This window comes from Pseudomonas sp. PvP025, from assembly GCF_017832155.1.
In the GTDB taxonomy this organism is placed as follows: domain Bacteria; phylum Pseudomonadota; class Gammaproteobacteria; order Pseudomonadales; family Pseudomonadaceae; genus Aquipseudomonas.
Map to the genome: position 1 here is coordinate 944,138 of NZ_JAFIBJ010000001.1, position 12,056 is coordinate 956,193.

General features: G+C 61.5%; 5 protein-coding genes. 2 read left to right on the forward strand and 3 right to left on the reverse strand.

The features are described 5' to 3' along the window. Positions 1-3 precede the first annotated feature (3 nt). Together JOE32_RS03845 and JOE32_RS03850 are read right to left on the reverse strand one after the other, a co-directional pair. A complete protein-coding gene (locus tag JOE32_RS03845; RefSeq protein ID WP_209981584.1) occupies positions 4-1,431 on the reverse strand; it encodes a nucleobase:cation symporter-2 family protein in 1,428 nt (475 codons plus the stop codon). Positions 1,432-1,505: 74 nt separating this feature from the next. Continuing rightward, entirely contained in the window at positions 1,506-2,639 is a 1,134-nt protein-coding gene (locus tag JOE32_RS03850; protein WP_209981586.1) for a Gfo/Idh/MocA family oxidoreductase, read from the reverse strand. Between the two features lie 313 nt (positions 2,640-2,952). Between JOE32_RS03850 and JOE32_RS03855 the strand changes: the two genes are divergently transcribed. Together JOE32_RS03855 and JOE32_RS03860 are read left to right on the forward strand one after the other, a co-directional pair. Continuing rightward, positions 2,953-3,993, forward strand: a complete 1,041-nt coding sequence (locus tag JOE32_RS03855) for a YCF48-related protein (RefSeq protein WP_245228962.1) — start codon at positions 2,953-2,955, stop codon at positions 3,991-3,993. Positions 3,994-4,008: 15 nt separating this feature from the next. Then, a complete protein-coding gene (locus JOE32_RS03860; RefSeq protein ID WP_209981590.1) occupies positions 4,009-6,384 on the forward strand; it encodes an RND family transporter in 2,376 nt (791 codons plus the stop codon). Positions 6,385-7,239: 855 nt separating this feature from the next. Here the strand turns inward: JOE32_RS03860 and JOE32_RS03865 are convergent. Beyond that, a complete protein-coding gene (locus JOE32_RS03865; RefSeq protein ID WP_209981592.1) occupies positions 7,240-12,045 on the reverse strand; it encodes a hypothetical protein in 4,806 nt (1,601 codons plus the stop codon). Positions 12,046-12,056 lie beyond the last annotated feature (11 nt).

The window sequence follows — 12,056 nt, forward strand, 5'->3', positions numbered from 1 at the left end:
CTCCTATTTCGTGACGTCCGGGTCCTGCATCACCTTGAGGGTGGATGACTCCGGATCAAATTCGTCGTCTTCCAGCGCGATGAACGTTTCGGGCAGGAAGATGTTCAGCAGGATTGCACAGAACGCGCCCACGGTGATCGGCGATTCGAAGATGTCGTGCAATGTCTTGGGCAGGTCGCGCAGCACTTCGGGCACGGCGGCAACGCCCAGGCCCATGCCAAGGGAAATCGCCACGATCAGCACATTGCGCCGATGCAGGCCGGCTTCGGCGAGGATCTTGATGCCGGCCACCGCCACGGTACCGAACATGATCAGGGTGGCGCCGCCCAGCACCGGCTTGGGCATCAATTGCAGCACCGCGCCGATCATCGGGAACAGCCCCAGCAGCACCAGCAGGCCGGCGATGAAGTACGCCACGTAACGGCTGGCCACGCCGGTCAGCTGAATCACCCCGTTGTTCTGCGCGAACGTCACCATCGGCAGGCTGTTGAAGGTGGCGGCCATGGCTGAGTTGAGCCCGTCGGCCAGCAGGCCGGATTTGATCCGCTTGATGTACAGCGGGCCCTTGACCGGTTGTTGGGAAATCATCGAATTGGCTGTCAGATCGCCTGCCGCCTCCAGCGGCGAAATCAGGAAGATCACCGCCACCGGGACAAACGCCACCCAGTCAAACGAGAAACCATATTTGAACGGCACCGGCACGCTGATCAACGGCACCTGGGGCAGGGCGGCCATGTCGACACGGCCCAGCCACCAGGCGACGACGAAGCCAAGGGTCAGGCCGATCACAATCGAGCCCAGGCGCAAAAACGCATTGTTGAAGCGATTGAGCACCACGATGGTCAGCAGCACGAGCGCGGCCAGCCCCATATTGCCGGCTGCGCCCAGATCATTGGCGCCAAAGCCGCCGGCCATGTCGGTGACCGCCACCTTGATCAGCGACAGCCCCATCAGAGTAATGATGGTGCCCGTCACCACCGGTGTGATCAGCTTGCGCAGCTTGCCGATGAACTGACTGAGCGCCACTTCGATAAACGCTGCGAAAAAGCACACGCCAAAGATTGTCGAGAGAATTTCATCCGTACCACCGCCGCGGGCCTTGACCAAGAAGCCCGCGCTGAGAATCACGCTGATAAACGAAAAACTGGTGCCCTGCAGGCACAACAGCCCCGAACCGATGGGGCCGAAGGTGCGCGCCTGCACGAAGGTGCCCAGCCCCGAGACGAACAGCGCCATGCTCACCAGGTACGGTACTTCGCTTTCCAGGCCCAGCACGCCGCCGACGATCAGGGTCGGTGTGATGATGCCGACGAAGCTCGCCAGCACATGCTGCAACGCGGCAAACACCGCCGCGGTAAAGTGCGGACGGTCTTCGAGGCCGTAGATCAGCTCGGATTTATAGCGCGGACGGGGGGCTTGAGCGTCAGACAAAATGCGGGCTCGGGTCAGAAAAGGGAGGCGCAGGATGCCAGAAAGTCCTCAGCGTCTGAAGTGTAAAAAGATATTTAAGCTCCCGGCTCGCCGCTCACCTCGCTGATCCTGACCCAACGTTCCTCGCGGGCCGCCGTACGAATCGCCGCCGCCAGCCGTTCCACTTCCCACGCATCGTCAAAATCGCTGCCATCTGCGCCCTGGCCCGCCAGCGCCATGATCAACTCCTGCACTTCCAGGGTCTTCAATTCGTTGTAGCCCAATTGATGTCCCGCCGCCGGGCTGAATGCGGCGTAGCCGGGCAGATCGGGACCGGCCAGCACCCGTTGAAAGCCCATTTGGCCGGCACGATATACGCGCAGTTCATTCAAGCGTTCCTGATCGAACGCCAGGGTGCCTTCGGTGCCGCTGATTTCAAAACTCAGGTGGTTTTTATAACCGTGCTTGAGCCAACTGCTGCTGACCGTACCGCGCGCACCGTTGGCGAAGCGCAGCAGCGCATGCACCTGATCATCCACTGCGATGGCCTGGAACGTGTCGCTGCCTCTGACCGCCGGGCGTCGGCTGTGCACCGTGTGGGTATCGGCGCACACGCTGACCACCTCACCGACCAGGTAGCGCGCCATCGACAATAAATGACTGCCCAGGTCCGCGAGGGCGCCACCGGCGTGTTCCACCTCGCAGCGCCACGACCAAGGCGAGGCCGGATCGGCCATGAAGTCTTCGCTGAACTCGCCCTGTAAGCTGATGATCCGGCCCAGCTCGCCATTGGCGATCATCTGCCGCGCCAGCCCGATCATCGGGTTGTGCTGATAGTTGTAGCCCACCCGCGTGATCACGCCTGCGGCACGGGCAGCCTGGCGCATGGCGTCGGCCTGTTCCAGGCTGACGGCCAGGGGCTTTTCGCAATACACCGCCTTGCCCGCCGCAATCGCGGCCATGGCCATGGGGTAGTGCAAGTGGTTGGGCGTGGTGATGGCGACGACGTCAACCCTGGGGTCGTTGATCAACGCTTGCCAATCACCCTGGGCCTGGCCAAATCCCCAGGCTTTGGCGCAGCGCTCGGCGCGTTCACCGTCGGCATCGGCCAGGGCGACCAGCTTGAGCTGAACCGGCAGGTCGAACACTGACCGGGCATTGTTGAATGCCAGCGCGTGGGCGCGCCCCATGAAGCCTGTGCCGATCAAACCGATTCCGAGTTCGCGCATCGCCGTGGTCCTTGGATTTTTATTTTCAGGAGCACTATTAATGGAATAAATATTCTCTTAATTCAATACATGGAATAAAAATTCATTGCTGCCCAATCAATCACTCTGGCGAATGCGGCTATATTCAGACGCTGACGAAAAGCCACTAGTTAACAAAAGATAACGTACCGCCGATTGTCAGGCGATTCCAAAGCCCGCTAGGATGGCCCGTGCTTGCTTCAGGCGCTCTAGATTGCAGGTTTCAGCGCCCGGGAAGACGAGACGACCTGACAAAAAATAATAATGGGGAGAAAGGTCTATGAGTGAGCCTGTCATGGCTTGGGTTGTTTGCCGCCCACGCGCCGCACGCAGGGTTGCGATGCTGGCCACAGCGCTCTCGCTGCTTGGCGCTGTCGCGTTGTCGACCGCCGTCCAGGCCGCCAGCGATACCACCGCGCCAGCGGTGTCTGCGATTGAGTCCCCCAAGGCCGTCAAGGGCCTGATGATCGATGTGGTGCACGCCGGCAAACGTCTGGTGGCAGTCGGTGATCGCGGGCACATCCTCTACTCCGATAATCAGGGCAGCACCTGGACCCAGGCCAGCGTCCCCACCCGCCAGTTGCTCACGGCGGTGTTTTTTATCGACGACAAGCACGGTTGGGCGGTCGGCCACGATGCGCAAATCCTCGCCAGCACCGATGGCGGCGCCACCTGGACCCAGCAATTTCAAGACCTCAAGCGCGAAGCGCCGTTGCTCGACATCTTGTTCAACGATGCCAGCCACGGCCTGGCGGTGGGCGCCTACGGGGCGTTGATCGAAACCACCGACGGCGGCAATACCTGGACCGACGTCAGCGACCGCCTCGACAACGAAGACCAGTTCCACCTCAACGCGATCGCCGCCATCAAGGGCGCCGGCCTGTTCATCGTCGGCGAGCAGGGCAGCATGTTCCGCTCCAGCGATAACGGCCAGACCTGGGAAAAACTCGAAGGCCCTTACGAAGGCTCGCTGTTCGGCGTGATCGGCACGGCGCAAGCGCAGACGCTGTTGGCCTATGGCCTGCGCGGCAATCTGTACCGCTCCAGCGATTTCGGCAGCACCTGGGAGCAGGTCGAGCTGAACGCGGCGCGCGGCGCGCTGGAGTTTGGTTTATCCGGCGCCACCTTGTTGGAGGATGGCTCCATCGTGGTTGTCGGCAATGGTGGCAGCGTGGTCGTCAGCCATGACGACGGGCTGACGTTCAGCGTGTTCAATCGCCCGGACCGTATCTCGCTCTCGGCCGTCACGGCGGCGGGCAACGGCAATCTGATTCTGGTCGGGCAGGGCGGTGTGCGGGTTGCCACGCCGACCGGCGCCGAACCGACAAAACAATAATAAGGGCGGGAAAGCATGAGCAGTCATCACAACGATAAAGCGACCTTCCTTGAACGCCTGATCTTCAACAACCGCCCGGCAGTCATCGTGATCTGCCTGCTGGTGAGCATTTTCCTGTTCTGGCAGGCGACCCTGATTCGCCCGTCCACCAGCTTCGAAAAAATGATCCCGCTCAAGCACCCCTTCATCGAAAAGATGATGGAACACCGTAACGACCTGGCGAACCTGGGCAACACCGTGCGCATCTCGGTGGAGGCCAGGGACGGTGACATCTTCACCAGGGACTACATGGAGACCCTGCGCCAGATCAACGACGAGGTGTTCTACATCTCCGGCGTCGACCGCTCGGGCCTCAAGTCGCTTTGGAGCCCCAGCGTGCGCTGGACCGAAGTGACCGAAGAAGGCTTCGCCGGCGGTGAAGTGATTCCGCAGAGCTACAACGGCTCGCCAGCCAGCCTCGATCAACTGCGCAATAACGTGCTCAAATCCGGCCAGGTTGGGCGTCTGGTGGCCAACGATTTCAAGTCGAGCATCGTTGATATCCCGTTGCTGGAGTCTTATCCGGACCCGCAGGACCAGGGCAAATTGCTCGCCCTGGACTACCAGAAGTTTTCCCATGAACTGGAAGACAAGATCCGCGACAAGTTCGAAGCGCAGAACCCCAACGTCAAGATCCACATCGTCGGCTTTGCCAAAAAGGTCGGCGACCTGATCGACGGGCTGGTGATGGTGGTGCTGTTCTTCGGCGTTGCGTTCGTCATCACCCTGGTCCTATTGCTGTGGTTCACCCATTGCGTGCGCAGCACCGTTGCGGTGTTGAGTACCACCCTGGTGGCGGTGGTGTGGCAACTGGGCCTGATGCATTTTTTCGGCTTCGGGCTCGATCCTTATTCGATGCTGGTGCCGTTCCTGATCTTCGCCATCGGCATTTCCCACGGCGTACAGAAAATCAACGGCATCGCCCTGCAGTCCAGCGAGGCCGACAACGCGCTGACTGCCGCGCGGCGTACCTTCCGCCAATTGTTCCTGCCGGGCATGATCGCGATCCTTGCCGATGCGGTGGGCTTTATTACCCTGCTGATCATCGACATCGGCGTGATCCGTGAACTGGCCATCGGCGCCTCCATCGGCGTGGCGGTGATCGTGTTCACCAACCTGATCCTGCTGCCGGTGGCGATTTCCTACGCGGGCATCAGCCAGCGCGCCATCGCCAGGAGCAAGAAAGACGCGAACCGCGAACACCCGTTCTGGCGCTTGCTGTCCAGGTTCGCCAGCGCCAAAGTCGCACCGGTCTCGATCCTGCTGGCGCTGGTCGCCTTTGGCGGCGGCCTCTGGTACAGCCAGAACCTCAAGATCGGCGATCTGGACCAGGGCGCACCGGAGCTGCGCCCGGACTCGCGCTACAACAAGGACAACAACTTCATCATCAGTAACTACTCCACCAGCTCCGATGTGCTGGTGGTGATGGTCAAGACCAAGGCCGAAGGCTGTTCGCGCTACGAAGCCATGGCGCCCATCGACCAACTGATGTGGAAGATGCAGAACACCGAGGGCGTGCAATCGGCGATCTCGCTGGTGACCGTGTCCAAGCAGATGATCAAGGGCATGAACGAGGGCAACCTCAAATGGGAAACCCTGTCGCGCAACCCCGACGTGCTGAACAACTCCATCGCCCGCGCTGATGGCCTGTACAACAACAATTGCTCGCTGGCGCCGGTGCTAGTGTTCCTCAACAACCACAAGGCCGAGACCCTCGACCGCGCGGTGCACGCGGTGCAGGACTTCGCCAAAGAGAACAACAAGGACGGCCTGGAATTCATCCTGGCGGCCGGTAACGCCGGGATTGAAGCCGCCACCAACGAGGTCATCAAGGAGTCGGAACTGACCATCCTGATTCTGGTGTACCTGTGCGTGGCGACCATGTGCATGATCACCTTCCGCTCCTGGGCCGCCACCCTGTGCATCGTGCTGCCGCTGGTGCTGACCTCGGTGCTGGGCAACGCGCTGATGGCGTTCATGGGTATCGGCGTCAAGGTCGCGACCCTGCCGGTGGTGGCGCTGGGCGTGGGGATTGGCGTGGACTACGGCATCTATATCTACAGTCGCCTGGAGAGCTTCCTGCGCGCGGGTCTGCCGCTGCAAGAGGCGTACTACCAGACGCTCAAGTCCACGGGTAAAGCGGTGCTGTTCACCGGCCTGTGCCTGGCGATTGGCGTGTGCACCTGGATTTTCTCGGCGATCAAGTTCCAGGCCGACATGGGGCTGATGCTCACCTTCATGCTGCTGTGGAACATGTTCGGCGCCCTGTGGCTGTTGCCGGCGCTGGCGCGTTTCCTGATCAAGCCCGAGAAGCTGGCGGGCAAGAAGGGCAACTCGTTGTTCGCCCACTGAGGCTAACATCAAGGTCTTTATTGTGGCGAGCGTGCTTGCCCTAATGCCGTTCAGTTAAGGAAAATGTGTGGGCTTATTGTGGCGAGCGGGCTTGCCCCGCGTTGGGGTGCGAAGCGCCCCCCATCGAGCAAAACGCGGTGTACCTGATACGGCTCAGCGCCTGGCTTTGGGGCTGCTGCGCAGCCCAACGCAGGACAAGCCTGCTCGCCACAGGGAATCTGCGCTTAACTGAACGGCATTAGGGCTTGCCCTAATGCCAGTCGGTTAAGCGCAGCTCCCCTGTGGGAGCGGCGGTGCGACGATTCGACTTGCCCGCGAAAGCGGTGGGTCTTCAACATCAATGTTTGCTGGGCCGACGCCATCGGGAGCAAGCCCCCTCCCACATTTTTTACAGCGCTCGGCAGACCATTTCGGTCGGCTCTCAGGCCGCCGCGCTTTTGATCTTGATCTTAGGCACACCGAGCCTGGGCGAGGTGCCGAGTGTTGGGGCAAGAGCGTTTTGCTTACTTTTGCGCTTTTCAAAAGTGAGCCGCCGTAAGGGCGGAACCCTAAGTCGTCGTTACCGCAGAAACGGATAGGTACACCGAAAAGTCGCACCTCTCGTTGCTTCGAGCATCACACTGGCTTAACTGTGGCGAGCAGGCTTGTCCTGCGTTGGGCTGCGCAGCAGCCGCAAAACCATGCGCTGCGCAGTGTCAGGTGTATGGCGGTGTCCTTGATTGGGGGCGCTTCGCACCCCAACGCGGGGCAAGCCCGCTCGCCACAACAAGCCCGCTCGCCACGACGAGCTACCTGGCCACAACGAGCCCGGCTGCCAAAGCGTGCCCGTTCACGATGGACCTCCTCGGTCAACGTTCACGCTGAATAAAAGAACAGCTTCTTCGCCATCTCCCGCGAGACGTCGCTGCGCCAGACCCGTCCCACGACCTGGTTGTTCCGGGCTTGCTGCAGCTGCGCCTTGAATCCCAGATAACGCTGCTCCGCGCGTTTCAGATGCCCGGCGGTGTAGGCCAGGTCAGCGTCGGTTCCCCTGGCGTAGTGAAAGTGTGCATACCACAGCACCTTGTTGGAGGCTTTGTCGCGGATCGCATATTCCGTGAGAAAGTCCTGGGCCTGGGTCGCTGTGCGGGCGCTGACCCGTTGAATATCCACCTGATTGTCGCGCCACAGCGTAAATACCTTGTCGGACGTCGGCGCCTGGCGCTTGTAGGCGTTGTTTCGGTAGCGCTTGCCGGTGTCGCGCAGGTCCAGGGCTTCGGCGCGAAAGCCCTCGATGGCCGCCGTGATCGGTCCGGTGGCCGGCTTTGCGCGCGCAAGCTCGTTGCTGATGGACTCCAGCTCATCGGCCAGTTGTTCGAGCAGTGTGAACCATTCCTGCGGGTTCTTCTCATCGCGTAACGTCGCGTCATCCAACTGGCGCATTTCACGCTGAATCAGGCGCTCCCGATTCACCCGCTCCTGTTTGAGGCGGTTGCCGGCCTTGATCGCCGCATTTGCCGAGCGCCCTGCAGGCGGTCGTGTCGGTGGCCGAGCCGGTGGCGCCGCCTGGACTATTTCGACGTAATTGCCTTCCTCTGGATGTGCATGAAAGGTGCTGCTGACGGTGCCCGTTTGCGGGTCATGCAGGTCGATAAGCGCGTCGCTCGCTTGTGTGCGGGCATCACCGACCAGCGTGCCATGGTTGCGGGTTTTGAACACCCGCCTGTTGGCAGGCTTGTTTTTGAGTGGCAGCGCCCTGGGCAGCGGTACCTGGGTTTTTTCGAGGGTGTGAATGGCGGTGGCCAGGTCTTGCTCGGCGATGCTGCGCGCCTGTGCAAGGCTTGCCAGAAACATCTCCGGATAGGGTTGACGCACAGTGCTCGACCCCAACTCGTGCAGCGAGCGCATGGCGTAGGCCTGACTTTCGTAGTGCGTGATGACGTTTTCGTAGACTGAAATCTGTTCCTGCAGGGTAAAGCCGCGCACGATGCGCATTTGTAGATGAGAGATCAGCGCCGAGTAAAAGCGCGTGCCGTTCAGATGCTGGAGGAAAAACCCCTCGCTGTGATCGGGCGCCGGGCCACTGCGGTCGATAGCCAGCTCCACTTCGGTGCTCAGTAACTTGATCCTGTAGTTGGCGGCGTAGAACAACTCCGGCACGGTGATTTGCGCGTGCAGCTTGTCGCTCTGCGCGCTGCCCGCCGGCGAGAGTCGGGCCATTTCGTCCCACAGGGTTTCTATGCGCTCCGTGCATTCGATCAGCGCCTGGCTGTGCGCTTGCTCGCGTTGCTTTTGCGCGATAAATGTCTCGTAAACGCTGTTCTGTTCACGTGCCAATGCTTCAAGAGACCGTGAGGCAAGTGCGTCTACGTGCTCACCTTCAACGGTAATCGCCACGTCCCTGAGATGGTCCTGCAACAGGTCGCGCACGGCACAATGTATCCGCGACAGCGTGTTCATCGCGCTTAATTGCTGCTCTTCATACAGGGGCGCTGCGTCCACCGCGCGAATCTGGTTAAAGCTGTCGAGCAGCTGCCGTTGCAAGGGCACCAGTGCGTCCACGTTGCGCTGCATGAGGCGTAACGCCACTTCAAAAGCGACCTGGGTTGCGCGGGTTTTTTCCTGCCAGAACTGCTGCAGTTGCAGGTCATGCGTCTTCGGGGACGCAGACGTCTGGACCGTGTTCCACGCGTTTATCAGCGCTGCACGGTTTGACTCAAACGCGGCGCGGGTGTGCCGGGCCTTGTTGAACGCTTGCTCGTGGACGGCGCAGAGTTGATCCATCTGGTTGCCGATATCGGCCTTGCGGGCCAACAGTGGCGCCGTTCGGTCCTCCAGCGCCTGCCGGTAGGCGGCAATCCGTTTTTTCGGGCCACCCCCCGTCAGTTTCAGGCCACGATCCAGCGTCCAGTGCCCTTGGCCGTCGGTGCGCAATTTGATGCCGGGATGATCCGGTTTTAGCGGATGCACGACGAACACATCGCCGAAGCCCGGCACGATCTTCACCTGGAACAGCCGGCCAGCGACCGTGGCATGCCATTTTCCCGCGATCCTGAACAAGCCTTTGAAGGCACCGGTATCCACCGGAGCCAGGTGCTCTTTGGGCCATTCGACGCGCACGGCGGTGAGCTGTTCAAGCAGGCGCGCGGCAGAGGCATCCCGCGCCACTGACGTGTCGAAGTCCAGCAAGGTGTGACCGCTTCCCGGGGGCTCGGACGGCAGCGCAATCGGGCCTGGATCAATTACCAGCGTGGTGTCCGGCGGTCGACCCGATGCCCGGCGAATCGGGTCCAGCGCCAGCCCGTAGCGCGGTGGATCGGACCCTCGCGCAACGTCGACCGCCGTACCGGCATGCAGCAGCACCAGGGCGATGTTCAGTAAAAGATCAACAACGGCCTGCTCGCGGGTGATGGCGTCCGTGCTATCAAGGCCGGGAATGTCATGCATCAGACTGCTGCTCAATGACGCCATCCAGCCCACCAGCATGACCGGCGCACTCAGCGGCAGCCCCAACAGGATGTTGAACAACAGCCAGCCGCCCTCCAGCACAATCGCCCAGCGGCTTTGAGCATTGGACACCGCTTCGCGCTCGGCCAGGTCCACCAGCGCCCGGGCGTTGCGGCCAAACAGATGCTGCATCAGCTCGCCGCCTTGCAGCGACTGGATAAGTTCTTCATCGGTCGCATCAGCCGCCAGCGTCGCGGGCCTGGGTCTTTCAGGTACGTCAAACGGGTCCAGGGCGGAGAAGTGCACGATGTGCGGTTCCTGCAAACCGCCGTGCGCATAGATCGGTCGTGCATGCTCAGGCAGCCACGCCAACACGCTTTCCTGCAGGTCGCCGGGTGCGGCGATGGCCGCCAGCATTGCTGAACGATCCGCGAACTGCCGCAGGGACTGCTCATACAAAGGCCTGTACAGAATATGCGGGCCCTTGCGGTTGTCGGTGCGTTCGATGACGAACATGGTGTCGACCTGATCGGGGGTGGCGCCGTCTTTTCTGCGCAATGCCAGCGGGCGTATCACGACCGCGTCGTCACCCACGATCTGTTGCACCGCGCCGGGCTGTACCAGGGCCGCGATGAACTGGTAGCCCACAAGGGTAAAACCTTGCTCGCCCTTGACCGCCAGTTCCAGCGCCGTCAACGCTAGCATCACCCTCAACGCTTCGCCAAACAGCCGCTGGCGTTCAACGGCCTCGGCAGAGGGAACCAACAAATGCTCTTTGAGCAAAAGCGGGTAGTGTTTGCCAATGTCCACGCGGCTGATCAGGTCCAGCAGATAGTCGGGTGTTGTCCAGGCCTGAATCAGTTGCCCGCCAGTGTGCCGAAGGGTCATTGTGCCCTTGGGTTTGCCGGACAGATTCTTCAATGCCAAGTCGGTCAGACTCATCGTCTGGCGCTCGATATAACCGCCGCCCAAAGTGCCGACCGCCACCGCGAAGGTCAGCTCCAGCTCATCGGGTTGATAGCCCGGCGCCTGGGGCTGGTCCAGCCGCATTTGCCGGTGCAGCTGTTTCGCCGCGTACACCCGCAGGTTATCGATGCCATCGGACCACGATTTGCCCTGGCTGGCCTGGCGGTTCCTGGCCAGTTCCAGGCTGTGCCTGCGGTACGCCAATTGCGCGGCGGGCTTGGCACTGCTCAACCAGCCAGGCAGCGCCGCGTGCACACGCCGCAAGAATTGAGGATCGACACTGTGTGCGCCACTTAACCACGCGGCCGGATCGGTGACGCGCACGAACAGCGCGGCGAGTTCGGCTTTGCTGGTGCGCGCCGGCAACTGGATAGCGGCCAGATCCTCCAGCTGTTGATTCAACAGCAGTGCCGCTTGGGTGTCGAAAAAATTGCCGGAAGGTTCATAGCGTTTGAGTTTTATAGCGTCGGCTTCGAACTGCAGGCTCAACTCGCGTTGCCAGGCCTGGACGAATGCGTCCATCGACGGGTAAGTCGCGATCACGCCTGACAACCGGCAATGCAACACCCGTTGATCGAGCGTCACCAACAAATCAGGCGACAGCAATGTGCTGGACAGTGCGCCCCTGGACACCCGCGATTCGAGCACGTACACGCGCGCCGGGCTGAACGCCTCAAGGCCCAGGCGATCAGGATGATTGGCCATCTGCGTGAGGGTTTCAGCCAGCGTCGGGTCGACGGCGGCGTGGCTGATCGCGGCGACCCGCAGCGCCTCGGCAAGCCGGTCGCCCAACCATTCCCAGCGGCTGCCGCCGGCGGTACTGGCGCCATTCCAGTAGCGGGCCAACGCCTCCTGAAAGCCGATGGCGATAATCCCGGGCAGTTGCCGAACCACTCCTGCCAGCATGGTCATGTCTGGCCCGGTCGCAGCGTGCGAGTCACCGACCTGGGCGAAGGTGACCTTGCGCCGGGTGATGTCCACCAGGTGCGGCACACGGTCTGCGGTGCCGGTGTAAAAGTCCGGCGGATCACCGCCGGCCAGGTAATCGAGCACCACCTCCACCAGCCGGGTCAGGTCATAACCGCCTGCCTGATTCGGGAAGGCGACATACGCCGCTTCGGCGGGGATATTGAGCGGTGCGGTTTTTTCAATGATCAGTTGATCCAGCAACTGTGCAATGACTGAGCGCAGCGTGGGGCGAGCACGAAACTGCGCTTGCACGGCCTGGCGCAGTGCTTGTGCGCCAGTGGAGGACTCAGGGAGCGTCATGGGTAGTCCTT